This window comes from Janthinobacterium svalbardense (assembly GCF_002327145.1).
Taxonomy (GTDB): Bacteria; Pseudomonadota; Gammaproteobacteria; order Burkholderiales; family Burkholderiaceae_D; genus Janthinobacterium; species Janthinobacterium tructae.
Map to the genome: position 1 here is coordinate 4364125 of NZ_CP023422.1, position 25525 is coordinate 4389649.

General features: G+C 63.4%; 25 protein-coding genes. 10 read left to right on the top strand and 15 right to left on the bottom strand.

Annotation, left to right across the window (positions count from 1 at the left end; translation table 11 throughout):
* The first annotated feature begins 14 nt into the window (after window positions 1-14).
* Window positions 15-2327: a PAS domain S-box protein gene (locus tag CNX70_RS19215; protein WP_157751161.1), complete on the top strand. Its 2313-nt coding sequence runs from the start codon at window positions 15-17 to the stop codon at window positions 2325-2327.
* Here CNX70_RS19215 and ligD read toward each other — a convergent pair.
* Complete coding sequence (gene ligD, locus CNX70_RS19220) at window positions 2311-4800, bottom strand: DNA ligase D (RefSeq protein ID WP_096236180.1); 2490 nt, start codon at window positions 4798-4800, stop codon at window positions 2311-2313. The genes CNX70_RS19215 and ligD overlap by 17 nt on opposite strands.
* Before the next feature lie 217 nt (window positions 4801-5017).
* Between ligD and CNX70_RS19225 the strand changes: the two genes are divergently transcribed.
* Window positions 5018-5341: a hypothetical protein gene (locus tag CNX70_RS19225; protein WP_096236182.1), complete on the top strand. Its 324-nt coding sequence runs from the start codon at window positions 5018-5020 to the stop codon at window positions 5339-5341.
* Window positions 5342-5415: 74 nt separating this feature from the next.
* Here CNX70_RS19225 and CNX70_RS19230 read toward each other — a convergent pair whose 3' ends face one another.
* Together CNX70_RS19230 and CNX70_RS19235 are read right to left on the bottom strand one after the other, a co-directional pair.
* Window positions 5416-6150, bottom strand: a complete 735-nt coding sequence (locus tag CNX70_RS19230) for a LytR/AlgR family response regulator transcription factor (RefSeq protein WP_096236184.1) — start codon at window positions 6148-6150, stop codon at window positions 5416-5418.
* Window positions 6150-7445 (bottom strand): sensor histidine kinase, encoded by a 1296-nt coding sequence (locus CNX70_RS19235; protein WP_096236186.1) that lies wholly within the window; start codon window positions 7443-7445, stop codon window positions 6150-6152. The genes CNX70_RS19230 and CNX70_RS19235 overlap by 1 nt, the downstream gene beginning before the upstream one ends.
* A gap of 253 nt (window positions 7446-7698) precedes the next feature.
* On the opposite strand from CNX70_RS19235, the gene CNX70_RS19240 reads away from it, so the two are divergent.
* From CNX70_RS19240 to CNX70_RS19260, 5 genes are all read left to right on the top strand, one after another.
* On the top strand, window positions 7699-8055 hold the full coding sequence (locus CNX70_RS19240) for a hypothetical protein (protein ID WP_096236188.1): 357 nt from the start codon (window positions 7699-7701) through the stop codon (window positions 8053-8055).
* A gap of 40 nt (window positions 8056-8095) precedes the next feature.
* Window positions 8096-8428, top strand: a complete 333-nt coding sequence (locus CNX70_RS19245; protein ID WP_096236190.1) for a hypothetical protein — start codon at window positions 8096-8098, stop codon at window positions 8426-8428.
* A 213-nt stretch (window positions 8429-8641) separates the two neighbouring features.
* The gene (locus CNX70_RS19250) at window positions 8642-9661 is read left to right on the top strand and encodes a serine hydrolase domain-containing protein (protein ID WP_157751163.1); all 1020 of its coding nucleotides are present in this window, start codon (window positions 8642-8644) and stop codon (window positions 9659-9661) included.
* A gap of 115 nt (window positions 9662-9776) precedes the next feature.
* Entirely contained in the window at window positions 9777-10130 is a 354-nt protein-coding gene (locus tag CNX70_RS19255) for a hypothetical protein (RefSeq protein WP_096236194.1), read from the top strand.
* Between the two features lie 42 nt (window positions 10131-10172).
* On the top strand, window positions 10173-10424 hold the full coding sequence (locus CNX70_RS19260; RefSeq protein ID WP_096236196.1) for a hypothetical protein: 252 nt from the start codon (window positions 10173-10175) through the stop codon (window positions 10422-10424).
* Between the two features lie 66 nt (window positions 10425-10490).
* Here the strand turns inward: CNX70_RS19260 and CNX70_RS19265 are convergent, their stop codons facing one another.
* From CNX70_RS19265 to CNX70_RS28345, 6 genes are all read right to left on the bottom strand, one after another.
* Window positions 10491-11048 (bottom strand): fasciclin domain-containing protein, encoded by a 558-nt coding sequence (locus CNX70_RS19265; protein ID WP_208624445.1) that lies wholly within the window; start codon window positions 11046-11048, stop codon window positions 10491-10493.
* 177 nt (window positions 11049-11225) lie between these two features.
* The gene (locus CNX70_RS19270; RefSeq protein WP_096238562.1) at window positions 11226-12668 is read right to left on the bottom strand and encodes an efflux transporter outer membrane subunit; all 1443 of its coding nucleotides are present in this window, start codon (window positions 12666-12668) and stop codon (window positions 11226-11228) included.
* 44 nt (window positions 12669-12712) lie between these two features.
* On the bottom strand, window positions 12713-15910 hold the full coding sequence (locus CNX70_RS19275; protein WP_096236198.1) for an efflux RND transporter permease subunit: 3198 nt from the start codon (window positions 15908-15910) through the stop codon (window positions 12713-12715).
* A gap of 2 nt (window positions 15911-15912) precedes the next feature.
* Window positions 15913-17157, bottom strand: a complete 1245-nt coding sequence (locus tag CNX70_RS19280) for an efflux RND transporter periplasmic adaptor subunit (protein ID WP_096236200.1) — start codon at window positions 17155-17157, stop codon at window positions 15913-15915.
* 281 nt (window positions 17158-17438) lie between these two features.
* Window positions 17439-18299, bottom strand: a complete 861-nt coding sequence (locus CNX70_RS19285; RefSeq protein ID WP_096236202.1) for an alpha/beta hydrolase — start codon at window positions 18297-18299, stop codon at window positions 17439-17441.
* Window positions 18296-18508, bottom strand: coding sequence for a hypothetical protein (locus tag CNX70_RS28345; RefSeq protein WP_157751165.1), 213 nt, complete (start codon window positions 18506-18508; stop codon window positions 18296-18298). Before CNX70_RS28345 ends, CNX70_RS19285 begins: the two co-directional genes overlap by 4 nt.
* Window positions 18509-18657: 149 nt before the next feature.
* Between CNX70_RS28345 and CNX70_RS19290 the strand changes: the two genes are divergently transcribed.
* The 3 genes from CNX70_RS19290 to CNX70_RS19300 are packed head-to-tail and all read left to right on the top strand — an operon-like array spanning window position 18658 to window position 21052.
* Entirely contained in the window at window positions 18658-19617 is a 960-nt protein-coding gene (locus tag CNX70_RS19290; RefSeq protein ID WP_096236204.1) for a LysR family transcriptional regulator, read from the top strand.
* Window positions 19614-20597 carry a D-2-hydroxyacid dehydrogenase gene (locus CNX70_RS19295; RefSeq protein WP_096236206.1) on the top strand — a complete coding sequence of 328 codons (984 nt, stop codon included), beginning with the start codon at window positions 19614-19616 and terminating at the stop codon, window positions 20595-20597. The genes CNX70_RS19290 and CNX70_RS19295 overlap by 4 nt, the downstream gene beginning before the upstream one ends.
* Window positions 20594-21052, top strand: coding sequence for a hypothetical protein (locus tag CNX70_RS19300; RefSeq protein ID WP_096236208.1), 459 nt, complete (start codon window positions 20594-20596; stop codon window positions 21050-21052). Before CNX70_RS19295 ends, CNX70_RS19300 begins: the two co-directional genes overlap by 4 nt.
* 3 nt (window positions 21053-21055) lie before the next feature.
* Here the strand turns inward: CNX70_RS19300 and CNX70_RS19305 are convergent, their stop codons facing one another.
* From CNX70_RS19305 to CNX70_RS19330, 6 genes are all read right to left on the bottom strand, one after another.
* Window positions 21056-21568 (bottom strand): DUF1993 family protein, encoded by a 513-nt coding sequence (locus tag CNX70_RS19305; protein WP_244198869.1) that lies wholly within the window; start codon window positions 21566-21568, stop codon window positions 21056-21058.
* Entirely contained in the window at window positions 21565-22029 is a 465-nt protein-coding gene (locus CNX70_RS19310) for a hypothetical protein (RefSeq protein WP_096236210.1), read from the bottom strand. The genes CNX70_RS19305 and CNX70_RS19310 overlap by 4 nt, the downstream gene beginning before the upstream one ends.
* A 94-nt stretch (window positions 22030-22123) precedes the next feature.
* Window positions 22124-22999, bottom strand: a complete 876-nt coding sequence (locus CNX70_RS19315; protein ID WP_096238564.1) for an extracellular catalytic domain type 1 short-chain-length polyhydroxyalkanoate depolymerase — start codon at window positions 22997-22999, stop codon at window positions 22124-22126.
* Window positions 23000-23072: 73 nt separating this feature from the next.
* Window positions 23073-24290: a sensor histidine kinase gene (locus tag CNX70_RS19320; protein WP_096236212.1), complete on the bottom strand. Its 1218-nt coding sequence runs from the start codon at window positions 24288-24290 to the stop codon at window positions 23073-23075.
* Window positions 24287-24988: a response regulator transcription factor gene (locus CNX70_RS19325; protein WP_096236214.1), complete on the bottom strand. Its 702-nt coding sequence runs from the start codon at window positions 24986-24988 to the stop codon at window positions 24287-24289. The genes CNX70_RS19320 and CNX70_RS19325 overlap by 4 nt, the downstream gene beginning before the upstream one ends.
* Entirely contained in the window at window positions 24985-25509 is a 525-nt protein-coding gene (locus CNX70_RS19330) for a GNAT family N-acetyltransferase (protein WP_244198870.1), read from the bottom strand. The genes CNX70_RS19325 and CNX70_RS19330 overlap by 4 nt, the downstream gene beginning before the upstream one ends.
* Window positions 25510-25525 lie beyond the last annotated feature (16 nt).

The window sequence follows — 25525 nt, forward strand, 5'->3', positions numbered from 1 at the left end:
CGTGCGGGAAAACAATGGATGCCGAGTTAGATCAGCTTATCCTCAGTGGCGCCCCTGGCGGCGTTGTCATCACAAGTGAAGACCATGTTGTCGTGCGCTGGACGATAGGCGCGCAGCGCATCTTCGGCTATGCCAGCGATGAGGCACTGGGCCGCACGCTGTGGGAACTGATCTCGCTGCCGGGGCAGGCCGAAGCGGCCCCGCTGATCGACGAGAAACTGGCGCTGCAGGACAGCTATGACTGCGAATCGCTGCGGCGGCGCAAGGATGGCGAACTCATCTACGTCGATGTGGCCTGCCAGGCCGCGCGCGCCACGCCGGACGCCCCCGGCTACCTGATTTCCACCATGAAGGACACGACCGTGCTGAAGGCGGCGCGCGACGCCCAGTTTGTCGGCGTGCGCTACCGGGTGCTGTTCGAATCGACGCCGGACAGCGTCATCATGGTCAATGCCACGGGCGCCATCGTGCTGGCCAACCAGCAGGCGCAGCGCCTGTTCGGCTATGCGGAAGGCGAATTGAGCGGCAGGCAAATCGATACCCTGTTGCCACAACGCCTGCGCCACGCGCACGTGGGCCACCGCGCGCGCTATTTCGACCAGCCCCGTACGCGCACCATGGGCGCCGACCTGGAATTGCTGGGTTTGCGCAAGGACAACGTCGAGTTTCCCGTCGAAATCAGCCTCTCGCCCATCCAGACGGAGATCGGCACCTTCGTCATCAGCGCCATCCGCGACGTCAGCGACCGGCGCCGGGCCGAGCAAAAGTTTCGCGGCTTGCTCGAATCGGCGCCGGACGCCATCGTCATCGTCAATGGCGATGGCGAGATCGTGCTCGTCAACTCGCAAACGGAACGCCTGTTCGGCTATTCGCGCGCGGAGCTGCTGGGACGCAACGTGGAAGTACTGATCCCTGCCCGCTACGCGCATGATCATCCGCACCACCGGCAAGCCTTTTCCACGGCGCCGCGCGCCCGCTCCATGGGCGCGGGCCTGGAACTGTATGGCTTGCGCCGCGACGGTACCGAATTTCCCGTCGAAATCAGCCTGTCGCCGCTGGAAACGGACGAAGGCGTGCTGGTGTCGTCCGCCATCCGCGACATCACCGAGCGCAAGCGCATCGAACACACGCTCAATGAACAGAAAATCGAACTGCAGCGGGCCAGCCAGGCAAAGGACCGCTTTCTCACCAGCATGTCGCACGAGTTACGCACGCCACTGAATGCCATCCTCGGTTTTGCCCAGCTGCTGGCCAACGAATCGCTGCCCGCGACGGTGCAGCAAAAACGCGCCTTCGTGCAAAACATCGTCACCTCGGGCCGCCACCTGCTCACCTTGATCAATGAAATCCTCGATCTGGCAAAGATCGAGTCAGGCAGCCTGAGCCTGTCGATCGAGGCGGTGGCGCTGCCCGCGCTGATCGAGGAAGTGCGCGTGATGGTGGAAGAACAGGCGCAGCAGCGCCAGCTCGAGATGGTCTTTTCGGTCTGCGCGCCGCTGACCGTCAGGGCCGACCATACACGCCTCAAGCAGGTGCTGCTGAACCTGCTGTCGAACGCCATCAAGTACAACCGCCCGGCCGGCAAGGTGGCGCTGGAAATCTCGCAACCCGCTGCGCAGCGCGTGCGCATCGCCATCCGCGACACAGGCAAGGGCCTGGATGACGCGCAGATGGCGGAACTATTTCAGCCGTTTAACCGGCTGGGCCAGGAGGCGGGCAGCGAGGAAGGCACGGGCATCGGCCTGGTCGTCACCAAGCGCCTGATCGAGCTGATGGGCGGCGCCATGGGCGTGCACAGCTGCGTCGGCGTGGGCAGCGTCTTCTGGATCGAACTCGACACCATGCCCGCGCCGCCCGCCAGGATGCCGCTGGACATAGAGGGGCTGGCCGAACCTGTTGGCGACGCCGCCGACGATGCCGGCGGCCAGGCCCTGCTGCTGTACGTGGAAGACAATCCGGCCAGCCTGCGGCTGGTGGAAGACATCATCAGCTTCCTGCCCCATCTGCGCATGATCTCGGCCACCGACGCGCGCCATGGCATTGCGCTGGCACTGGAGCGCCGCCCCGATGTGATCTTGATGGATATCAACCTGCCCGGCATGAATGGCAACCAGGCGCAGCGCATCCTGCGCAACGATCCGCGCACGGCGCACATCCCCGTCATCGCGCTGACGGCCAATGCCATGAAGGGCGACATCCACCACGGCCTGGCTGCGGGCTTTTTCCGCTACCTGACCAAACCCGTCGAGATTCCCCAGCTCAACGCTGCCATCGACGAAGCCCTGCAACTGGCGCGCGCCGCCCAGCCGTTCAAGCCGGAGGCGTAAAAGCCAGTTTTTTCATCGCCGCATCGAGGCCCCTGGCGCTGCGCGCATAGCCAGCCCAGGGCGCATTGCCCACGTCGAGGCGGCTGTGGACATTGCCCACGTTCCATTGATCGCCCGCCTTCAGCTTGTCGAGCTCCTCCCAGGCCAGCGGTACGGAAATGCCCAGCCCGGAGCGCGTGCGGGCCGACCACGCGCACACGGTGGTGGCGCCCCGTCCGTTGCGCAAATAATCGATGAAGATCTTGCCGACGCGGTTGGCGGGACCGCTCTTGACGACAAAACGCGCCGGTATCTGCTGCGCCATGTGCGCCACGATAGCTTGCGAAAACGCCTTGACCGTGTCCCAGTCGTATTTCGGGCGGATCGGCACGACCACGTGCAAGCCCTTGCCGCCGCTGGTTTTCAGCCAGGCGGGCAAGCCCAGCTCCGTCAGGAAGGCGCGCAGCAGCACGGCCGCTTCGCAGATGGCGGGCCAGGCCACGCCCTTGCCCGGGTCCAGGTCGAACACCAGACGGTTCGGCGTGTCGTAGGCGCTGGCCAGCGCGTTCTGCGTGTGAAACTCCACCACATTCCACTGCGCCGCCGACAGCAATCCCTGTACGCTGGCCACTTCCAGCATGGCGGCATGCTCGGGATCGAGGCCGGGATCGAGCTGTTTGACACCCGGCATGGTCGACGTATCGGCATGCTTCTGGAAAAACAGCTCGCCGCCCACGCCGGCAGGCGCGCGCACCAGCGACACGGGACGGCCCCGCAAATGCACAAGCATCAGCTTGCCCACCAGCGCGTAATAGCGCACCAGATCGATCTTGCGCGCGCCGCTGTCCTTGTCGATCACCCGCTCCGCATGGCTAACCTTGAAACTGGCCGGCAAGACGCTGTCCGGCGTAGATTGGTTCTGCATCGTCTTCTCCCTGTCGATCCGCTGTGCCCGCTCGCGCACGATGGCGGCCGGTTTTTTATCTTCGCGCAAGCCGTGAAACACGGCATGGCGCACGGCGCCGCCACTGGTCCATTGCGCAAAACCAACCTCGGCCACCAGCTGCGGCTTGACCCAGATGGGTTGGCGCACGCCGCCCGCCTTCCCCGCGAAGGGACTGGCATCAACGGCCAGCGCATCGAGGCGGCGGCGCAAGTCACGCAGGGCCGCATCGTCAAAGCCGCTGCCCACATTGCCCGCGTAGCGCAGCTTGCCCTGCGCATCGTGCACGCCCAGCAGCAGCGACCCGATTCCCTCGCGCGCGCCCTGCGGCGCCGTATAGCCGCCGATGACGAATTCCTGGCGCAGCCCGCATTTGAGCTTGATCCATTCACCGGAACGCCGCGCGACGTAGGGCGAACCGCGCCGCTTGCCGATCACCCCTTCCAGCCCCAGGCGGCAAGCATGGGCCAGCAACTTCTGCGGCGCAGCATCGAGCGTCTCGCTGAAACGCACCAGCGGCGAGGCGGGCAATTGTTCCAGCAGCCCCTGCAGCAGAGCCCTGCGCGCCTCGACAGGCTGGCCCCGCACATCGTGGCCATCGAAATATGCCACGTCGAACAGGTAATACACGATGGCGCTGGTCGCTTCCGCATCGAACGCGCGCTGCAAGGCGCCGAAATCCGGGTGACCGCTGGCGTCGTTGACGACGATTTCACCGTCATACCAGCCTGGCGGCAAGCCCAGCTGTTCCAGCGCCTGACGCAGCTTCGGCAATTTGGCCGTCCAGTCATTGCCATTGCGCGTCATCAAGCTGACCTGTTCGCCATCGCAACGTGCAAGGATGCGGTAGCCGTCGAATTTCGCCTCGAAAATCCAGTCTTGCACGTCTGGCGGCGGCGCATCGACGAGGGTCGCCAGCTGCGGCGACAGGGTGGCGGGTAAATCGGCATCCGCCGGCGCGGCAGCCACCTTGTGCCTGGGCATGGCCTTGTGCTTGACGCTGTCGGGGAATTCGTCCACGACAGAAAACTCCAGTGCCGGCCGGGCATAGCCGTCTTTTTCCTTGATCAGCAGCCAGGCTGGCTGCTTTTCGCTGCGCTTGTCACCTCTACCCTTCATGCGCACCAGCACCCACTTGCCCTGCATCTTGTGGCCATGCAGGGTGAATTTCAGTTCGCCGTCCGCCAGCGCGGCGCGTGCGTCCGGCGTGGCCGCCTGCGCTTGCCATGTGCCCTTGTCCCAGATGATGACCTTGCCCGCGCCATACTGTTTTTCCGGGATCGTGCCTTCAAAACTGGCGTAGGCCAGGGGATGGTCTTCCACCTGCACCGCCATGCGCTTGTCGCGCGGGTCGTAGCTGGGCCCTTTCGGCACGGCCCAGCTTTTCAGCGTGCCATCGAGTTCCAGGCGAAAATCATAGTGCAAACGGCTGGCCCAGTGCTTCTGGATGACGAAGGTGAGCACCTCGCCCGCGACCTCGCCGCCACCTGCCGGCTCGGGCGTGACGGTGAAATTGCGCTTGGCTTGATAGGTTTTCAGGGCGGCTTTCATGGCGGACCCATGCGGTGAGGATGGCATCGAGTCTAGGCTGCCGCTTGGCGTAGCGCGGTACGCCAGCTAACAGAGTGCGGAGACGCCACAGGCCATGCTGCAAGTGTAAGCATTTGTAATAGCGTGTCAACGCAATTGCCGCACGGCGCGTTTTTGGCTCAGTGACAGGGGAAATGCATCTCCTGAACTACAAACCCACTTCTCGAGGAACTGCATCATGAAAAAACGCATTGTCAACCTGACTGCTACTCTGATCGCCGGCTTGTTCGCTACTGCAGCCTTTGCTCAAACGCCAGCCGCGCCTGCCAAGGCCGAAGCCAAGCACACCAAGGAAGTGGCAAAAGCAGAAGCAAAAGAAACCAAGGCCGTCGTGAAAGCCGATGCGAAAGAAGCCGTCGTCGCAGCCGATGCGAAAGCCGATGTCGCCAGCGCCAAGGCTGACGCCAAAGCCACCAAGGCCAAAGCCCATCATAAAGCGAAAAAAGCCAAGGCCAAGGCTGACGAAGCCAAAACTGAAGCGACCGCAGCAGCAGCCAAATAATCAGTTCCGCGCTTTTTCCGCGCCACTCAAAAAGACAGCTTCGGCTGTCTTTTTGTGCATGGACAGCGCTGTCGCTACATCTGCCGGAACTGGCGCGCAAACGCTTCACTGACAGAGAGTGAGCCATGTCCGCCCTTCAGACGGATATACATCGCCGTACCATCTTTGTCGATGCGTTCGATCGCATGCAGGTTGACGATGCTGCTGCGATGGATCTGCACAAACTGCGCCGGGTCCAGTTGCTCCAGCAATTCCTTCAGGCTCAGACGGATCAAGCTTGCGCCGCCAGCGCTGGCCACGCGCGTGTATTTTCCTTCGGATTGGAAAAAATCGATCTCGCTCACCAGCAGCAGGCGCAAGGTATTGCCGGCCGACGCCTTGATCCATTTCAGGTAGGACGGCGGCGGCGCAAACACTTGCTGCCACACGGCGGCCGCCGGCGGCGCTGCTGCCGCGCCGCGCGCCTGCAAGCGCCGTATCATCTGCAGCAGCCGCGCCGTCGCCAGCGGTTTAACCAGATAATCAACTGCTCCCGCATCGAACGCCGACAGCGCGTATTCCGCATATGCGGTAACAAAAACCACCTGGCAGCGGGCAGGCAGATGCTGTGCCACTTCCAGGCCATTCAAGCCTGGCATCTGTATATCGAGAAAAACGATGTCCGGCTGCTGCTCCGTGATCAAGGCCAGGGCCGCGATACCGTCGCCTGCCTCGCCCGCAATCTGCAAGGATGGCCACAGCAACTGCAACTGGTCGCGCAGCTCCGCGCGCAGCAGCGGCTCATCTTCAACGATCAAGGCGCGCGGCATCAGATAGCTCCTGACGAAACCGGCAAGCGCACGATGGCCGTCACTCCGCGCGGCTGTGCCTGCAGCACCTGCAGCGTGGCCGCATCGCCATACAATAATGCCAGTCGGGCGTGGATATTCGACAGCCCCACTCCATGGCCATGTCCCGTGCTACCACCCAGACCAGCGCCGTCATCGTGGACAGTCACTTCCAGCGTGCCACTTTGCAGCACGGCGCCAATACGCAGCGAACCTGGATGCGGCAATCCCTGCAATCCATGCCGCAGCGCATTCTCCACCAGCGAAATGAGCATGGCCGGCGGCATCGGCAAGGCGCGCAGACCTTCCGGCACGTCGATAAAAAAGCGCAGACGCTGGCCCATGCGTATCTGCATGAGCGACAGGTAGGCGCGCGCTAAATCGATTTCGCGACCCAGTGTCGACGATATCGAGCGCATGTCGGGCAAGGCATTCTGCAGATAGCCGATCAGATGGTCGAGCATCTCCAGTGCCGCGGACGTGTCCGTGCGCATCAGGTATTTCAAATTGGCCAGGGTATTGAACAGGAAATGCGGTTCCACTTGTGCCTGCAGGGCAGACAGGCGTGCCTGCAAAGCTTCGCGTTCGGCCGCCTGTTCGCGCAACACGGCATCCTGAGCATGCCGACGCCGCGCAAGGCTGGCTTGCAATTGTGTTGTTACCGCTTCCACGGCGCGCAATGCGCTACCGGTCTGCATGCACAGGCATTGCGCACTCAGGATGCGCCGCACGCGGATGCGCACGCCTTGTCCTTCTTCGGCACATAGGCGCACCTCCGTGGCACCGAAAATAAAAAATGGGCGCGATCTTCCCAGCACGATGATGCGTTTGAACGGATCGTGCGCAAAGGCCGGCGGCCCCGCCAGACCCAGCGCCTGGCCCGTGGCCAAACCGGAAAGCGCTTCCGCGCACAGGTCGAAACTGGTGAAGATATCGAAGGGCGAGGCCAGCTCGCGCGAGACGCGGGCCCAGATCAACTCCTCGCTGAAGGTAACGCCTTCTTCGCTGAACTTGCGCAACTGCTGAAGCACCATGGAGCGGGTGCCGATCGCAGGTAACAGCAGCATGTAAACACCACTCACCAGTTGCACCCAGCTGACCGCTCCGCCTTTCGGCAAGTACATCAACAACAGCATCATCATCACCATTACTGGCGCCAGCGGCAACAGTATTGCGCCGTAAATACGCAGCAGGGTCTGCCGCATGTACAGGCGTACCAGGCGCGGATCGTGGCGTACGGGCGGCGCGGCAAAGGAAGGGAAAGAAGGCTTGGACATGGCAGGCGTTTGAGTGAATTTATCGTCATTCTAGCGCCCATGTCCCGGCACCAGGGAGGCATGCGACGGGCGGGTGCCGGTACGGCATGAAGTCCCCTCTCCGGAGCATCAGTACCACCTGCATGGATCGGAGTGTAAGCGATTGTAAGGTCCGTCAACGAAAGCGTTCGGGGGCGCGTTTTATGCTCAGTGACACGGGAATCATCCCGGCACCAACAGACATACCAGACAAACCACCACTGAGGACTGCACCATGAAAAACGTAATCGCTACCCTGATCGCCGGCCTGTTCGCTACCGCAGCCTTCGCCCAAACCCCTGCCACCCCGGCAGCGCCTGCGAAAGTGGAAGCGGCCCACACCAAGGCTGTCGTGAAAGCCGACGCCAAGGAAGCGCAAGCCGTCGTGAAAGCCGATGCCAAAGAAGCGAAAGCCGTCGTCGCCGCGAAAACGGAAGTGGCCAGCGCCAAAACGGAAGCAGTCACCACGAAAGCCAAGGCACACCACAAGGCCAAGCACAGCAAGGCCAAGGCCGATGCAAAACTGGCTTCGGCCACCGCTGCAGCACCTACACCTGCTCCAGCACCAGCAGCAGCAGCAGCAGCCAAGTAATCCTCGACACACCATCACTTACACTCGCCAGGAAAATAAAATGAAAAAAGTTATCGCCACCCTCGTCGCCAGCCTGTTCGCTACCGCAGCCTTCGCTCAAACCCCTGCCGCCCCGGCAGCCTCCGTTCCCGCCAAGGCGGAAGCGGCCCACACGAAAGCCGTGGCCAAGGCTGAAGCCAAGGAAACCAAGGCTGTCGTAAAAGCCGACGCGAAAGAAGCGGTTGTCGCCGCCGATGCGAAAGCCGATGTCGCCAGCGCCAAGGCCGATGCCAAAGCCACCAAGGCCAAGGCGCATCACAAGGCCAGCAAAGCCAAAGTGAAAGCGGATGCAGCCAAAGCAGACGCAGCAGTTGCTGCCGCACCAGCGAAGTAATCGCGAACATTGCCACGGGAGCGCGCCCGCCGGGTCTGCGCTAACGTGGCCACTTCGCCTGCACTACCAGGGACAGCTTCGGCTGTCCTTTTTGCATGTTGCCTCTTGCACTGCGCCTTCATGCAAACTTCATCGAACAGGCCAGCTTGCGCGCGACAAAGCGACGCACATGAGGCACACTGGCACTCCGACCATCGCCGCGAAATCTATCCAATGCGCCACCTGCCCTTGTCATTGATTGCCATCCTGTGCCTGCCCTGCGCCGCCAATGCGCAAGACACCCCCACAACCCTGGAACAAGTCCTGCAAGCCCAGGACCGCGACAGCCATGGCGACTTGCGCGCCGTCGTCGTGCTGCGCGAGGGCGCCATCGTGGCCGAACGCTATTACAACGGCGAGACGGCCGAGACCCTGCACGACATCCGTTCGGCCGGCAAGAGCATCACCGCGCTGCTGCTGGGCGCGGCCGTGGCACGGGGCCAACTGGCGACAACAAAAACGGTGGGCGAGTATTGGCCCGAAGTGGCTGGCAGCCCTGCGGGCAAGGTCGCCCTCGACGACTTGCTGACCATGCGTTCGGGCCTGGCCGCCTTTGATGAAGACGAACAGTCGCCGGGCAATGAAGACAAGCTCGATGCGGCGCCCGATCCCGCCGCCTTCGTGCGCGGCGTGCCGGCCGCAACAAAGCCGGGCAGCACCTATCGCTACAACTCGCTGGGTTCCTACATCGCGGGGAGAGTGGTGGAAAACGCCAGCGGCGCCGACCTGGAAGACTACGCCGCCAAGGTGCTGTTCGCACCGCTGGGCATCACGCGCTGGAGCTGGGGCCGCGACGTGGCCAGGCACCCGAAAGGCCAGGGCAATCTGTCGCTGCGGGCGCGCGACACGGCGAAGATTGGCCAGATGGTGCTCGACGACGGCGTGGTCGATGGCCGGCCGGTGATCGATGCGGCATGGATCAAGGCCGCGCTGGCGCCGCGCGTGGCCATCGGCGCCGTGGACCGCTACGCCGACAGCTATGGCTATTTCTGGTACGCGAAGACGCAGGACATCGGGGGACAAAAGATCGCCGTGCATTTCGCCTCGGGCAATGGCGGCAACAAGATCTATGTGATCCCCGCGCGCCGCATGGTCGTCAGCATCGCCTCGAGCGCGTATGGCAAGAGTTATGGGCAGCGCCGCTCGGAAGACATCCTCAAAGCCATTCTGAAGGCGGATGCAACGCAGATGTAAGCGTTTGTAATGACCGTCAACGCAAGCGTCCGGGGGCGCGTTTTATGCTCAGTGACACGGGAATCATCCCGTCACCAACAGACATACCAGACAAACCACCACCGAGGACTGCACCATGAAAAAAGTAATTGCTACCCTGATCGCCGGCCTGTTCGCAACCGCAGCCTTCGCTCAAACGCCCGCAGCTCCGGCAGCGCATGCTACCGCAGCAGCCTCGGTTCCCGCCAAAGTGGAAGCGGCCCATACCAAGGCCGTCGTGAAAGCGGACGCCAAGGAAGCGCAAACGGTCGTCAAAGCGGATGCGAAAGAAGCGAAAGCAGTCGTCGCCGCCAAAACGGACGTCGCCAGCGCCAAAGCGGAAGCGGCCACCACGAAAGCCAAGGCGCACCACACTGCGAAAAAAACCAAAGCCAAGGCTGACGAAAAGCTGGCATCGGCCACCGCCGCTGCACCAGCTCCAGCCAAGTAATTCCGACACACCTGACTGACCACATATACCTAGGATCTTAAAATGAAAAAAGTTATCGCCACCCTGATCGCCAGCCTGTTCGCCACCGCCGCTTTCGCCCAGACGCCAGCCGTCGCGCCAGTCGCGCCAGTAGCACCGATTCCTGTCGTCGCCCCTGTCGTCAAGGCCGAAGCACCGGCGGCAGCCAAGCCGGCGACGCACAAGAAAGCCAAGCATCACAAAGCAAAGAAAGCCGCGCCGGCCGACAAGGCAGCGCCTGCGGAACCAGCAGTACCGGCAGCGCCAGCCAAGTAATCGCGGCCGCGCAAGCCAAAAAGACAGGGTTTTCCCTGTCTTTTTTTCGTCCGCTTTTTTGTTCGCTTATTTCGGCATCAGCACCGTGTCGATCACATTGATCACGCCATTCGACTGGTACACGTCATAGGTGCTGATGTTGGCGCTGTTGCCGCCCTCGTCCATCATGACGATATTGTGCATGCCGTTCATGGCGAACATCAGCTTGCCCCCGCTGGCCGTGGGCAAGGTGGCTTTCCCGTCGTGCATCTTGATTTCCCTGGCCAGCGCCTTGAAGTCGTATTTGCCGGGCACCACGTGGTAGGTGAGGATTTTCGTCAGCGTCGCCTTGCTTTCCGGTTTGACCAGGGTCTCGACAGTGCCGGCCGGCAGCTTGCCGAACGCCGCATTCGTCGGCGCGAACACGGTAAACGGCCCCTTGCCTTTCAGGGTATCGACCAGACCGGCCGCCTTGACGGCGGCGACCAGAGTCGTGTGGTCGGCCGAATTGACGGCGTTATCGACGATGTCCTTGGACGGATACATGCTCTGGCCACCGACCATGGTCGTCATATCGGCGGCAAACGGGGCGCTGGCGGCCAGCATGGATGTAAAGAACAGTGCTGCGGGAACGAAGGTGCGCATGATGATATCTCCTGAATGACTGCGTTTGCGTGATTGCAGGAGTACTTACGCGGTCTGTCCGCAAACGGATTCAACTGGCTGAAAACAAAAAAACGGCGCCGTGCAAGCGCACGACGCCGTTCCCGATATGCATCCCTTGCCGCGGGCCGGATTGATCCAGCCCGCGGTGCCAGGAAACTAGTTGGCCGCGACCTGCGGCTCCGTCTCGCCCCAGCCGCCGCCCAGGGCGCGGATCAGCGCCACCGTGGTGACGGCGCGGTTGCCGCGCAGTTGCACGGCATTGCGCTCGATGGCCGCCAGGTTGCGCTGCGCGTCGAGCAGATCGAGGTAGCTGGAACGGCCTGCGTCGTACAGCTTTTGCGCCAGGTCGGCCGAGCGGCGCGCCGAGACGACGGCTTCGTCGATCTGCTGCGTCTGGCCCGACAGGATGCGCAGGCCGGCCAGGTTGTCTTCCACCTCGGCGAAGGCTACCAGCACGCTCTGGCGATACGTTGCCACCGACTCTTCCAGCTGCGCTTCGCTGCGGCTCACGGCCGCCTTGTTGCGGCCACCGTCGATGATGGGCATCGACATCAGGGCGCCCAGCAGCCAGGAGCGGCTGCTCCACTTGAAGATGTCCGAGAAGGTATCGGACGCGCCGCCGCCGGAGGCGTTCAGGGTCAACGCGGGGAACATGGCCGATTTGGCCACGCCGATGCGCGCATTCGACGCTTCCATGGTGCGCTGCGCCGAGGCGATGTCGGGACGGCGCTCCAGCAGGGACGACGGCATGCCCGCCGGGATCACGGGCAGGAAGCCGCTGTCCTGCAAGGGGTTGACGCCCGCCGTGAAACTGGCGGCCGGTTTGCCCAGCAGGACGGCCAGCGCATGCTCGCCGGTGGCGCGCTGGCGCTGCAGGCCGATGGCTTCGGCGCGCACCGTCGACAGCTCCGTACGGGCACGCGACAGATCGAATTCGCCGATGTCGCCCAGGTCATAGCGGCGCTGGTTCACATGCACGCTTTCTTCGCGCAGGCGCACCGTCTGTTCCAGGGTCGCCAGTTCGGCGTCCGTGGCGCGCAGCTGGAAATACGTCTGCGCCACGTCAGCCTGCAGCGACAACAGCACGGAACGGTAGGTCGCTTCCACGGCCAGCGCATCGCTGCGCGAGGCGCTGACGTTCGATGCCACGCGGCCGAACAGATCGACTTCGTAGCTGGCCGTCAGGCTGGCCTGGTAGACATTCGTGGCCGCTACCGGCGCGCCGTTCGGCAAGCCGAGCGACACGGCGGAAGCGCGGTTGCGCTGGCCGCCCACGTTGACGCCCACTTGCGGGATGCGGTCCGCTTCGGCGATACCGGCAATCGCCCTCGCCTGCTTGACGCGGGCGGCGGCCACCGCCAGGTTGGCATTCGCCTGCGTGGCTTCGCTGATCAGGCCAGTCAAGGCCGGATCGTTAAACGCCAGCCACCATTCGCCGCGCGCCTGGCGCTCGGCTGGCACGCCCTGCTTCCAGCGCGTGCCGTCGGCCGCCGTCTGCACGGCAGGCGCTTGCGCTTCCTTGAACGCCGTCGGCGTCTCGATCTGCGGCTGCTTGAACTCCGGCGCCGCACAGGCGGCCAGCAGCACGGCTGCTGCCATGGCGGTCAGCACGGGCTTGACGCGCCAGATGATTTCCTTGGTTTTCAATATATATCTCCTTCCAGGTCCAGCGCTGGCGCGACAGGCTTGGCGACAGCGGCGGCTGGTTTTTTCTCAAAACGCTGCGCCAGGGTGCGCAGCAGTACGTAGAACACGGGCGTCAGGAACAGGCCGAAGAAGGTCACGCCCAGCATGCCGGCAAACACCGCCACACCCATCGCATGGCGCATTTCCGAACCGGCGCCGTGCGAGAACACCAGGGGCACCACGCCCATGATGAAGGCGATCGACGTCATCAGAATCGGACGCAGACGCAGACGGCACGCTTCCAGCGCCGCTTGCACGACAGTGCGGCCATGCTCTTCCAGTTCGCGGGCAAATTCCACGATCAGGATCGCATTCTTCGACGCCAGCCCCACCAGCACGAACAGCGCGATCTGGGTGAACACATTGTTGTCGCCGCCGGTCAGTTTCACGCCAAGGAGCGCGCAGAGGATCGACATCGGCACAATCAGGATCACGGCCAGCGGCAGGGTCCAGCTTTCGTACTGGGCGGCCAGCACCAGGAACACCAGCAGCACGCACAGCGGGAAGACATAGATCATCGTATTGCCGGACAAGATGTCCTGGTAGGTCAGCTCCGTCCATTCATACGAAATCCCTTGCGGCAGCACTTCCTTGGCGATGCGTTCCAGCGCGGCTTGCGCCTGGCCGCTCGATACGCCAGGGGCGGCGCCGCCGTTGAAATCGGCTGCGGCGTAGGCGTTGTAGCGCTGCACGCGGTCAGGACCATAGCTATCCTTGACGCGCATCAGCGACGACAGCGGGATCATTTCGCCTTTGTTACTGCGCACCTTCAGCTGCGCGATATCCTGCGCATGCGAACGGAACATCGCATCAGCCTGCACGCGCACCTGGTAGGTGCGGCCAAACTGGTTGAAGTCATTCACGTACAGCGAACCGAGGTTGATCTGCAAGGTCTGGTAGATGGTCGCCAGCGGCACGCCCATCTGCTTGGCTTTCACGCGGTCGACGTCGGCAAACAGCTGCGGCACGTTGATCTGGTAGCCCGAGAACACGCCCGCCAGTTCCGGCGTCTGGTAGGCCTTGGCGGCCAGCGCCTGGGTGGCGTTGTACAGCGCGTCGTAACCGAGGTTGCCACGGTCTTCGATCATCATCTTGAAGCCGCCGATGGTACCGAGGCCGTTGACCGGTGGTGGCGGGAAGACCATGATGAAGGCGTCCTGGATGCCGCCCAGGCGCTTGTTGATCTCGGCCGCGATGGCACCGCCCGACAATTCCTTGGTAGTGCGTTCGTCGAACGGCTTCAAGGTGGCGAAGACGATGCCGGCGTTCGGCGCATTGGTGAAGTCGTTGATCGACAGGCCGGGGAAGGCGATGGTCGATTCGACGCCGGGCACCGATTTGATGACGTCGGACATGCGGCGCACGACATCTTCCGTGCGGTCCAGCGAAGCGGCGTCAGGCAATTGCGCAAAGCCCACCAGGTATTGCTTGTCCTGCGCTGGCACGAAACCGGCCGGCACGGACTTGAAGGTGAAGATGGCGGCGACGACCAGCAGCGCATACACGCCCAGCGAGGCGCTCTTGCGGCCCAACACACCTTTCACGCCCGCTTCATAGCGGTGCGAAGCGCGGCCGAAGAAGCGGTTGAACCAGGCGAAGAAGCGGCCGAAGACCATGTCCATGCCGCGCGTCAGTGCGTCTTTCGGCGCATCGTGCGGCTTCAACAGGGCGGCCGACAGGGCCGGCGCCAGCGTCAGCGAGCTGAAAGCGGAGATCACCGTCGAAATGGCGATGGTCAGCGCGAACTGGCGGTAGAACTCGCCCGACAGGCCAGGTACGAAGGCGATCGGCACGAACACGGCGCACAGCACCAGGGCGATGGCGACGATAGGACCGCTGACTTCTTTCATGGCCTGGATGGTGGCGTCGCGCGGAGAGAGGCCTTCCTCGATGTTGCGCTCGACGTTTTCCACCACCACGATGGCGTCATCGACGACGATACCGATGGCCAGCACGAGGCCGAACAGCGACAGCGTGTTGATCGAGAAGCCAAAGCCCAGCATCACGGCAAAGGTACCGACGATCGACACGGGAACGGCCAAGAGCGGAATGATCGAGGCGCGCCAGGTTTGCAGGAAGATGATCACCACCAGCACCACCAGGGCAATCGCTTCGAGCAGGGTATGAATCACCGCTTCGATGGACGAGCGCACGAACTGCGTGGGGTCGTACTCGATGCGGTATTCCACGCCTTGCGGGAAGTCTTTTTTCAGCTCTTCCATCTTGGAACGTACGTCGGACGACAATTGCAGCGCGTTGGCATTCGGCGCTTCGAAAATACCCATGCCAACGGCCGGATTATTGTTCAGCAGCGAACGCAGCGAGTAGCTGTTGGCGCCCATTTCCACGCGCGCCACGTCTTTCAGCTGCGTGATGGCGCCGTCGGCATTCGTGCGCACGATGATGGCGCCGAATTCCTCGGGCGTCTGCAGGCGGCCCTGGGTATTGACGGTCAGCTGGAAGTCCGAGTTCTTCGCTGGCGAGGCGCCGATCACGCCGGCGGCCACCTGCACGTTCTGCTCGCGGATGGCATCGACGACGTCGTTCGCCGTCATGCCGCGCGCGGCCACTTTTTGCGGGTCGAGCCAGATGCGCATGGCATAGTCGCCGGCGCCGAAGATCTGGATGTCGCCCATGCCGGGTAAGCGGGCCAATTGATCCTTGACGTTCAGCACCGCGTAGTTACGCAGGTACATATCGTCATAGCGCTTGTTCGGCGAAACCAGGTGCACCACCATGGTCAGATTCGGCGACGATTTCACCGTCGTCACGCCGATCTGGCGCACTTCCTCGGGCAGGCGCGGCAAGGCGCGCTGCACGCGGTTCTGCACCTGCGTCTCGGCCTGCTCCACGTTGGTACCGATCTTGAAGGTCACGGTCAGCATCATCGAACCATCGGAGGTGTTTTGCGAGGACATGTAGAGCATGTTCTCGACACCGTTGATCTGCTCTTCGAGCGGCGCGGCGACGGTTTCGGCGATCACTTTCGGGTTGGCGCCTGGGTATTGCGCGCGCACCACCACCGATGGCGGCACGACGTCGGGATACTCGGAGATGGGCAGGCCGAATATCGACAGCAGCCCGGCCACGAATATGACGATCGACAGCACCGCCGCGAAAATCGGCTTGTCGATGAAAAAGCGGGAAAAATTCATGTTTATTCCTTCGAAGTCGATGCTGCTTTGGCGGCGATCTTGGCGTCTTTTACTTCAGGTTTTGCAGGGGCGACGGGTGCGGTCGGATCGAAATCCATGGCCACCATCTGCGGCGTCACCGGGGCGCCAGGGCGCACGCGCTGCAAGCCGTTGACGACGATCTTTTCACCCGCTTTCAAGCCTTCGCGCACCACGCGCAAGCCGTCCGAGTTCGGGCCCAGCTTGACGGCGCGGTACTCGGCCTTGTTGTCAGCGCCCACCACGTAGACATACTTGCGGCTCTGGTCCGTGCCGACGGCGCGGTCGCTGATCAACAGCGCCGTGCTTTGCGCCTGCGGACCGTTGCCACCGTCGAGCAAGATGCGCGCGAACAAGCCTGGCACCAGCTGGCGCTCGGCGTTGGCGAAGGTGGCGCGCATGCGCACGCTGCCCGTGGCCGGGTCGAGCTGGTTGTCGACGAATTCCAGCTTGCCTTCGTGCGGGAAGCCCGTTTCATTGGCCAGGCCCACCTTGACGGTGACGGGCGTGCCCTTTTGCGCCGTGCCGGCCACGCGCAGATACGTATCTTCATCGCCGTCGAAGCTGGCGTAGATGCGGTCCGTCGACACCACCGAAGTGAGGATGGCGGAAGCGTCGATCAGGTTGCCGACGGTGATTTCCGCCTTGCTGACACGGCCGCTGATCGGCGCCTGCACCTGCGTGTACGACAGGTTCAGCTTGGCCGCTTCATACGCGGCTTGCGCCGAGCGGGCGTTCGCGTCCAGCTCTTTCAGGCCCGAGGCCTTTTCATCGAATTCACGCTGGGCGATGGCTTTTTCGGCCAGCAGTTTTTCAGCGCGCGACAGTTCCAGCTTGGCCAGTTCGGCCTTGGCGCGGGCGGAAGCTGCCGTGCCTTCGGCGCGCGACACTTCGGCCTGGAACGGACGCGGATCGATGACGAACAGCACCTCGCCCTTTTTCACTTCGCTGCCCGGCTTGAAATTGACGGCGGTGATGAAGCCGCCGACTCTCGAACGGATTTCCACTCGCTCGATCGCTTCCAGGCGGCCCGAGAATTCCTGCGTTTCCGTGATCTGTTTTTCAACGACGGCAGCGGCCGAGACGGGCGGGCCGCCGGCTGCTGGCGCGTCGGGCACCTTGCTGTTGGCCGAATCGCAGCCGGCCAGGCTCACGGCCACCAGTCCTGCCAGCGCGAGCGAGGCCGCCAGGGGCTTGAGCAGAGCGGAAAATTGTTGAACGTTTTTCATTTTACTTCCCTGTTTTATGAAAATTTCTAATGGTATGGGCGGCAGGAAGCAACCCAGCTAAAAGTGGAAACTGCAGCGTATGGTGGTGCCATGGCGCCCGACGGCGCTCGATCAAAGGTAAACAGGCCGCCAGCGGGTTAAAAGCGGACGGGGACGACGAAGCTGGCTGTGCGAGCGCACAACGCAGACAAGATGGGAACTACACTGCATAGTGTAGCAACCGAAACTCAAAAAGTAAACTAGTTAGTGTAAGTTTTTTTGCGGTGCCGCAGATGGCGGCTTCATGACTCGGGCTCTTGCCCCAGTCCAGCGACAAAGCTGGCGATCTCACTCAATACCTGCACCTTGCAAGCGCACTCATTGCGTGCGCTTGCATCCTGCAGCGGCGCGGCGGCCATGCGCCGCACGGTGGTCTTGATGCCGCAGGCGATCAGTTTGCTGCCGTATTGTTCAGCTTCGTCGCGCAATGGATCATCTTCGCTGGACAAGATCAAGGCTGGCGGCAGGTTCTTCAGGCGGCTCGACTGCAATGGCGACGCGTACGGATGGGTACGGTCAGCGGCATTCGGCAGGTAGCCACGGTAGGCGGCGGCGCACTGGTCGGCCACTTCCGCCAGGTCGGGACAACTGGGCAAGCTGCGCATCGAGCACGTCGACAGGCCGGGGTCGAGCATGGGCATGATCAGCACCTGGCCCGCGAGGGGCGGTCCGCCCCGGTCGCGCGACATCATGGCGCACACGGCGGCCAGGTTGGCGCCCGCTTCGATGCCCGACACCACCATCTGCTTGCCCGTCCAGCCCAGCTTGGACTTGTGCTTTTTTGCCCACAGCAACACGGCATGCGCGTCTTCCACGGCGGCGGGGAATGGCCGCACCTTCGCCAAGGTGTAGTTCGCGGCCAGCACCACGTGGTCCGGGTTGCTCAGCACGAGGCAGCGCAGGAAGTCGTCCGCGTCCTCCAGGTCGCCGGCGACGAAGCCGCCACCGTGGAAGAAGACGATCAGGCTCGATTGCCTGGCGCCCGGCACGCCGGCCGTGTAGACGCGCGCGGCGAGCGCATCCTGCGCGCCCTGCACCTCGATGTCGCGTATCTTCAGCGCCTGGCCAGGTGCCAGCTCGGCCGCAGTGTCGGCAACGCTCATTGCGCCACCACCGGCTGCACCGCAACATCGCGCACCGTGTCTTTCAGGCACAACAGGGCGATACCGCCCACTTCATGGGTCAAGGCGCTATACGCACTGGCTTCGCTTTGCGCCGCCAACGAGTAGGCATCCGTCGATACCATCGCGGCCAGAGCGAGCGCAACCGCAACCAACGCGGGTACTGCAAAGTGTCCATTCCGATGACCCATGATCTTTCTCCTGTTGACCTTCCTGCGGCAATCACATTTATGCTGCAGTACAACAACTATAGACTTGATCTACAATCTGATAAAGAGTGCAATGACGAATTGATTGTTCAGGATTACGAACAATCGTGCATAACATGCTAAGGAATCAAGTGAACAAGCTGCAAGCCATGGAAGTTTTCATCCAAGTCGTCGATGCGGGCGGCTTTACGCGCGCGGCGGAAAACATGCAGTTGCCGAAAGCCACCGTGTCGACCCTGATCCAGTCGCTGGAAGCGAGCTTGTCGGTTAAATTGCTCAACCGCACCACGCGCCACGTCAGCATCACCTCCGACGGCGCCGCGTATTACGAACGCTGCGTGCGCATCCTGTCGGACGTGCGCGAAGCCGAGGAATCGCTGTCGCGCACGCGCTTGAGCCCCAGCGGGCGGCTGCGCGTGGATGCGCCCACGGCCCTGGCCAGCGAACTGATCATCCCCGCCCTGCCCGACTTTTTTGCCCGCTACCCCGACATCTCGCTGGAGCTCGGCTGCAGCGACCGGCCCGTCGACCTGATCGAGGAAGGCGTCGATTGCGCCGTGCGCGGCGGCGAACTGGGCGATTTGAACTTGATCGCGCGCCGCGTTGGCGTGCTGCATTTCATCACCTGCGCCGCGCCCGGCTATCTGGCGCGGTATGGCACGCCGCAGCACCCGAACGACCTGGCGCAGCACCGGGGCGTGAATTTTTTCTCCGCCAAGACGGGCAAGACCTTTGAATGGGATTTCACGCGCGCGGGCGAACGCATCCAGATGTCCATGCCCAGCCATATCGCCCTGAACGACTCGAACGCCTACGCGGCGGCCGGCCTGGCGGGCCTGGGCATCGTGCAAATGACGCATTTCATGCTTGCGCCGCTGATGGAACAGGGCAAAATGGTGGAATTGCTCGATGAATGGGAATCCGACCCGCTGCCCATCCACGTGATCTATCCGCCCAACCGCCATCTGTCCGCCAAGGTGCGCGTGTTTGTCGAGTGGGTCGCCGACATGTTTACCAACCACCCGGCCACGCAACTGAAGGGCAAGAGCAATCTTCCCGCGCGTGCCGCCCAGACCGAGGCCCAGCCATGACCGCAGCAAGCACACCGCCGCACCTGCACCCGCACCGCATCGTCTTTCTCGACCGCGACAGCCTGATCGCCACTGTGCGTCCGCCCGCCTTCGCGCACAGCTGGGAAGAGTATGCGCACACCAAGGGCAGCGAACAGACGGTGTCCCGCCTGCAAGGCGCCAGCATCGCCATCACGAACAAGGTGCCGCTGCGCGCAGCCGAGCTGGCCCAGTTGCCGGACCTGAAGATGATCGCCGTGGCCGCCACCGGCACGGATATCCTCGACCTGGCCGCCTGCCGCGAACGGGGCATCGTGGTGGCGAATATCCGCGACTATGCGCGCGCCACCGTGCCCGAGCATACCCTGGCCCTGATGCTGGCCCTGCGCCGCCAGCTGGTCGCCTACCGGGCCGACGTGGAGGCGGGCCTGTGGCAGGCATCCGAACGCTTCTGCCTGTTCGGCCACCCGATCCGCGACCTGGCCGGCAGCCGCCTGGGTTTGCTCGGTTACGGCGCGCTGGGAAAATCCGTGGCCCAGCTGGGGCGCGCCTTCGGCATGCAAGTGCAGGTGCACAACCGCTCGCCCATCGAGGACGACGGCGTGACGCAGGTGAGTTTCGACGAATTGCTGGCCACTTCCGACGTGCTGAGCCTGCACCTGCCGCTGACAGACAAGACGCGCAACATCATCGGTGCGCAAGAACTGGCGCGCATGCAGCCGACGTCGCTGCTGATCAACACGGCGCGGGGCGGCCTGGTCGATGAAGCTGCGCTGGCCGACGCGTTAAAAAACGGCGTCATCGCCGGCGCCGGTTTCGACGTGTTATCGAAGGAGCCGCCACTACCGGACAACCCGCTTTTACGTTTGCGCCTGCCCAACTTCATCCTCACGCCGCACACGGCCTGGGCCAGTGGCGAGGCCATGCAGAAGCTGGCCGACATCTTGATCGGCAACGTGGAAGCGTTCGAGCGGGGCGCGCCCGTGAACGTGGTGGCATGAGCGACTTGCAGGAACTCGATGAACTGCTGTGCAGCGACGACGATGAATACGAGCGCCTCGACCTGTTTCAGGAGGCGGACGAGCTGATCGGGCAACTGCAGATCGCCGACGTGCCCGCGCTGCTGGCCTTGTGGCCCCAACGCAGCCTGTGCTGGCAACAACGCTACACGCAAGCGAGCAGCAACATCGACGGCGCCGTGCTGCGCGCCCTGCTGGCCGGTTTGCTGCAGATCAAGGAGACGACCCACGGCGTGTTCGAACTGATGTCGCGCCTGCCTGCGACAGCCGACGCCTCTGCGCTCAGCGACGCGCTGCTCGATTATGCCGAGCAAGCCTGGCATGCGCAGGGGCCGGCGCGTCACCGGCATATCCAGATCAGTTGCTGGAGCTGCGGGCTGTCGGGCCGGCTGTTGAAGCGGCTCGGGCTGTCTGCGTGGAAGGATGCGGGGCTGTAGGAACTATGGCGCGGCCGGCCGCTCAAAGCTGAAATCCGGCGCATAAGAGTGATAACCGTCGAAATCGCCCTTGCCGATGGCCGCACCGCTGCTGCGGGCGATCGCATAGGCCATGCCGAAGTGAAAATAGAAATTCGGCAGGATGTATAAATTCAAGTATTCATCGGCTGGCAGCGCGATGTCGGCAAAGCCGGCGCGGTCGCGGCAGAGACGGCCTGACGGCCCGTCAAAGCGCTCCGCAGGGATGGCCTGGAGGTAGCGCATGGTCTGCGCGATCTGTTCCTGCAGGCTGGCGGCGGCGCTGAAATCGGCCACATCCAGGCCCGCCAGCGGGCAGCAGCCGCGCAGCGAAAAGCTCACGGCCGCGCGCACCTGCTGGGCGAAGGGCAGCATGTCCGGGTGCAGGCGCGCCGCCAGCAGCTGTGGCGCGGTGCCGGTCTTGTCGAGCATGGCGGACAGCTGCGCCAGCGAGCGGCAAAAGATGGCGGCGGGGTGGATCTGCATTACGTCCTTCATGACTGGCCTTCTTGCGCGGCGACCTTCTTCAGCACGCGGATCAGCCGGCGTTCATGGCGGCCCACGGCGTCCCAGTGCCAGGCGTCGGTCGGACCGAATGCCGGGTAGTGGCGCTGCCATTTTTCCGCGCGCTTCTGCGAATTGGCGCCCACGTTCGAGTCCAGGCCCTTGCCGCTGGACAAGCGCAGATACACGCGGATGACGCCCCAGCCTTCGCACACATAACGATACGTGAGGCCGCCGCACTTGGCCGGGTCGAGCGCGATACGGGTCGGGGCAAAGTGTCCGCCCATGTCCGGGTAATGCACGGCCAGCAGCACCTCGCTGGCCCCTTCGGCCTCCAGCCTGGCGGCATACGCGCACAGCTCGGCGGGCGAGTGAAAATGCAGCGTTTCCTGTTCCGCCTCCGAATACACTTCTGCCACGGCCGCACCGGGCTTGGCGAAGATTGCCTCGGCCATGGCCGCGATACCTGCCTCTGACATTGCCACCGTGCTCCCCCTCCCCTGATTTGCCGCATAGCACTGCAGCGATGGCCGTCATCCTAGCATGGCGTCAACGGCGATGGCGGCTGAAAAATTCCCACATCACCTCATTCGCGTCGATGGCGCGCGTGGTCTTGCCGATGGGCAGGCCAATATTAAACGCATCGGCGCCGGGCCACGTGTGGCCGCCTTCCTTGACGGTGAGCAAGGCCACCTGCTGCGCGCCATTGCCCTGCTCCACATGCGTCACTTGCGTATCGTCACCTGGCACGCTGGCCAGCATGCGCGCCGGTGGTGCGGCGCCTTCGAGGCGGTTCTGCTTGCGCCAGTAGGCGAACGTGTCCTCGGCGGATAGATAGCCGCCATCCTTGCCCCCATACAAGACCACCTGGTCGGCCGTGCCCTGTATCAACAGCATGCCCACCGGCGAAGGCACGGTATGGTGGTTGATGACGGGCACGGGCATGGGCGCGCCCACGGAAGCGACGGCCGCGAACTGCTGCGGCAGCTCGGCCGCCAGGCGCAGGGCAAAGAAGCCGCCGCGCGACAGGCCCGTGGCATACACGCGCTTGTCATCGATGCGGTAATCCTGCTTGAGTTTACGCAACATCGCTTGCGTAAAACCGACATCATCGGTGCCCGCCAGGTAATCCATGCCAAAGCCCACGTTCCAGTCCTGCTTGATGCCTTGCGGATACACAACAATGAACCGGTGCCGCTCGGCCGCCTTGTTCATCTGCGTGTACAGCATGTGTTCCGCCATGCTCATGCCGCCGCCATGGAAATTGAAGACGACGGGAAACGCTTGCTGCGGCTGGCGTTGATAAGCGGCAGGCGTATAGACGATGTAGCGGCGTTTTTCGTCTTTGTGAACGAGGCTGGTCACTTGCGCCAGCGCAGGAAGGCAAGTGCAGGCCAGCACCAGCAGGCTGATAAACAATTTCATGCGGCTTTCTCCGTTGATCAAGAGCTTGCAGCTTAGGCAAGCGCAGGTGAAATCGCGGTGAAATCCGGCGCCTTTATTGCACCACCATGATGGCGACACGGTACTCCCTCTCGCCGGGATGGAAAGCAATGTCCCAGCGCATGGCTTGTGCCAGGCGCAACAGCAGGTTCTGTCCATGCGCGAAGCCCTGGACACGCCGTGGCTGGCCCGCCGGCACGGTATTGACTATGCTCAGGCAGCCTTGCGCAAACGTAATACTGATGCGGCAGGCCGGGCCGCCATGGAACAGGGCATTCGCCAGGCAATTATTGATAAGCAACATCGTCAGCTGTCCGTTGCCGAGCACCTCCAGCCGCTCGGGCAGCTCCAGGATCAGCAGGCTGGCATCCCAGGGATGGTCGTCCAGCAGGCGCAGCAGGCATTGCTCGATGCAGCCGCGCAACTCCACCAGCTCGCCGGGCAGCTGCTCGGCCCGTGCCAGCGCGAACAGCACCTCGATGGTGGCGCGCATCTCGTCCGTGGATTGCTGAAGCTGCGCCTGCTCCTGCCCGCCCAGGGGCTGCGCATTCGCCAGTGCCAGCGTGTTGTGCATCAAGGTCAGCGGCGTGCGCAGTTCGTGGCTGACGTCGCGGGTAAATGCCTGTTCGCGCTGCAAGACCGCCTGCAGTTCGGCAAAGGTGGTTTCCAGGCGGCGCGCCAGGAAACCGATCTCGTCGGGGCGATCGCGCGCGCTGAAATGCACGGCGCTGCCGGGCGCCAGCTGGCGCGCTTCCTGGGCCAGTCTCTGCAAGGGCCGCACGAGACGCCGCGCCAGCCAGTAGGCCAGCAGCAGGGCCAGGGCGATCAGCGCCAGCGCCATGCCAGCGACGACACCGCCCACTTCCTGCGCCAGGCGCGACACCACCAGCACGGGTGCCACGTCGGCCAGCAAATACACGCGCTGCGGCTGGCCAGCGGCAACGTGGTCCAGCGCCAGCACGTGATAATGCCGGCCCGTCGTCGTGAACACCTCCCCGCGCGGGGCGGACGGCGGCACTTGCGCACGTACCGCTTGAGGCAATGCCAGGTAGCCGCCATAAACCGTGATGAGGTCGCTGCCAGACGGTGTCAGCTCACCGTGCTGGCGCCAGCGCTGGCTGACGGCCGCCGCTTCGCGCTCGAGCAGGCGCTGCACCAGCATGTCTTCCGTCACATACGCGATCACCAGCGCCAGGCCCGTGTAGCACAGGCACAGCAAGACGGTGAAGCCGGCCAGGGCGGCGAACAGCTGGTGGCGGATCGACTTGCTCACGGAGACGCCGCAGAGTCGAAGGCAAGGCGGTAGCCCAGCTGCGGGATGGTCACCAGCATACCCGCCGCGCCTGCCAACTCCAGCTGCTTGCGCAGCGCGTAGATGTGCGATTTGAGCGCGTCGCTGTCGGGCGGCTGGCTGCCCCACAGCTGCTGCAGCAAGGCCGAGCGCGATACGGCATGCGGATGTTCGCGGCACAGCAGCAGCAAGATTTTAAAGCCCGTCTGCGTCAGCGGCAGCGCCGCATCGCCAAGCAGGGCGCGTCCTGCGCGCGTCTGCAAGGTGAATGGCCCCACGCGCATTTCCTGGTGCACGTGCAACTGCTGCCGGCGCGCCAGCGCTTCGCAGCGCAAAGCCAGTTCGCGCAAGTCGAAGGGCTTGGTCAAATAATCGTCGGCGCCATCGCGAAAACCGCGTGCCTTGTCTTCATACGCGTCGCGTGCCGTCAGCATCAGAATCGGCACATTGCTGGGCGCGCCCGCCTTGATGGCGCGGCACACTTGCAAGCCATCGATGTCGGGCAGGTTCAGGTCCAGCAGCACCACGTCATAATTGTTGCGCGTGGCCAATTGCACCGCCAGCGCACCCGTGCCAGCATGGTCCGTCTGCCAGCCCAAGCCATCGAGAAAGTCGAGCACCTGGCGCGCGATGGCCAGGTGGTCTTCCACCAGCAGGATGCTCAGGGGAAGCTTGTTCATGGAACGCCGGCAATGCGCGCATACAGCCAGAAGTTGCCGGATTTTCCACGGATCTGCCGGTAGCAGCGCAGATAACCTTCCCGCTCGAAAGCGCAGCGTTCGAGCACGCGGATCGAACGTGCATTGCTCTCCAGCACGGTCGCCTGGATGCGCAACAAGCCCAGACGCTGGAAACCCCAGTCCACCACAGCGTTCACGATGGCCGTGGCCACGCCCTGGCCCCAGACGGCAGGCGACAGATCGTAGGCGATTTCCGCCGTGCGGTGCTGCGGGGAAATGGCATTCAAGCCGATGGTGCCCACCAGTTGGCCACCGTCGCGCAGCACCACGGCCAGGCGCATGGGCGAGGACGGCTGGGTCGATGCATAGTCATCGAAATTGGACTGCAAGTCGTCGATGCTGCGCAAGTCCCAGCTCGTGTGCTCCACGACAACGGGGTCGGCCAGATAGGCATACCAGGCGGGCGCGTCGCTAAGCTCCAGGTGGCGCAAGGTCACCAGGGAATGATCGATGAGCGGCAATCGCGGCTTCCCGCAG

What these genes read in the sequence shown, in the direction of transcription:
- CNX70_RS19215 (WP_157751161.1), top strand. Translation starts at nt 15, where the DNA reads ATGGATGCCGAGTTAGATCAGCTTATCCTCAGTGGCGCCCCTGGCGGC.
- ligD (WP_096236180.1), bottom strand. Translation starts at nt 4,800, where the DNA reads ATGAAAGCCGCCCTGAAAACCTATCAAGCCAAGCGCAATTTCACCGTC.
- CNX70_RS19225 (WP_096236182.1), top strand. Translation starts at nt 5,018, where the DNA reads ATGAAAAAACGCATTGTCAACCTGACTGCTACTCTGATCGCCGGCTTG.
- CNX70_RS19230 (WP_096236184.1), bottom strand. Translation starts at nt 6,150, where the DNA reads ATGCCGCGCGCCTTGATCGTTGAAGATGAGCCGCTGCTGCGCGCGGAG.
- CNX70_RS19235 (WP_096236186.1), bottom strand. Translation starts at nt 7,445, where the DNA reads ATGTCCAAGCCTTCTTTCCCTTCCTTTGCCGCGCCGCCCGTACGCCAC.
- CNX70_RS19240 (WP_096236188.1), top strand. Translation starts at nt 7,699, where the DNA reads ATGAAAAACGTAATCGCTACCCTGATCGCCGGCCTGTTCGCTACCGCA.
- CNX70_RS19245 (WP_096236190.1), top strand. Translation starts at nt 8,096, where the DNA reads ATGAAAAAAGTTATCGCCACCCTCGTCGCCAGCCTGTTCGCTACCGCA.
- CNX70_RS19250 (WP_157751163.1), top strand. Translation starts at nt 8,642, where the DNA reads ATGCGCCACCTGCCCTTGTCATTGATTGCCATCCTGTGCCTGCCCTGC.
- CNX70_RS19255 (WP_096236194.1), top strand. Translation starts at nt 9,777, where the DNA reads ATGAAAAAAGTAATTGCTACCCTGATCGCCGGCCTGTTCGCAACCGCA.
- CNX70_RS19260 (WP_096236196.1), top strand. Translation starts at nt 10,173, where the DNA reads ATGAAAAAAGTTATCGCCACCCTGATCGCCAGCCTGTTCGCCACCGCC.
- CNX70_RS19265 (WP_208624445.1), bottom strand. Translation starts at nt 11,048, where the DNA reads ATGCGCACCTTCGTTCCCGCAGCACTGTTCTTTACATCCATGCTGGCC.
- CNX70_RS19270 (WP_096238562.1), bottom strand. Translation starts at nt 12,668, where the DNA reads ATGGCAGCAGCCGTGCTGCTGGCCGCCTGTGCGGCGCCGGAGTTCAAG.
- CNX70_RS19275 (WP_096236198.1), bottom strand. Translation starts at nt 15,910, where the DNA reads ATGAATTTTTCCCGCTTTTTCATCGACAAGCCGATTTTCGCGGCGGTG.
- CNX70_RS19280 (WP_096236200.1), bottom strand. Translation starts at nt 17,157, where the DNA reads ATGAAAAACGTTCAACAATTTTCCGCTCTGCTCAAGCCCCTGGCGGCC.
- CNX70_RS19285 (WP_096236202.1), bottom strand. Translation starts at nt 18,299, where the DNA reads ATGAGCGTTGCCGACACTGCGGCCGAGCTGGCACCTGGCCAGGCGCTG.
- CNX70_RS28345 (WP_157751165.1), bottom strand. Translation starts at nt 18,508, where the DNA reads ATGGGTCATCGGAATGGACACTTTGCAGTACCCGCGTTGGTTGCGGTT.
- CNX70_RS19295 (WP_096236206.1), top strand. Translation starts at nt 19,614, where the DNA reads ATGACCGCAGCAAGCACACCGCCGCACCTGCACCCGCACCGCATCGTC.
- CNX70_RS19300 (WP_096236208.1), top strand. Translation starts at nt 20,594, where the DNA reads ATGAGCGACTTGCAGGAACTCGATGAACTGCTGTGCAGCGACGACGAT.
- CNX70_RS19305 (WP_244198869.1), bottom strand. Translation starts at nt 21,568, where the DNA reads ATGAAGGACGTAATGCAGATCCACCCCGCCGCCATCTTTTGCCGCTCG.
- CNX70_RS19310 (WP_096236210.1), bottom strand. Translation starts at nt 22,029, where the DNA reads ATGGCCGAGGCAATCTTCGCCAAGCCCGGTGCGGCCGTGGCAGAAGTG.
- CNX70_RS19315 (WP_096238564.1), bottom strand. Translation starts at nt 22,999, where the DNA reads ATGAAATTGTTTATCAGCCTGCTGGTGCTGGCCTGCACTTGCCTTCCT.
- CNX70_RS19325 (WP_096236214.1), bottom strand. Translation starts at nt 24,988, where the DNA reads ATGAACAAGCTTCCCCTGAGCATCCTGCTGGTGGAAGACCACCTGGCC.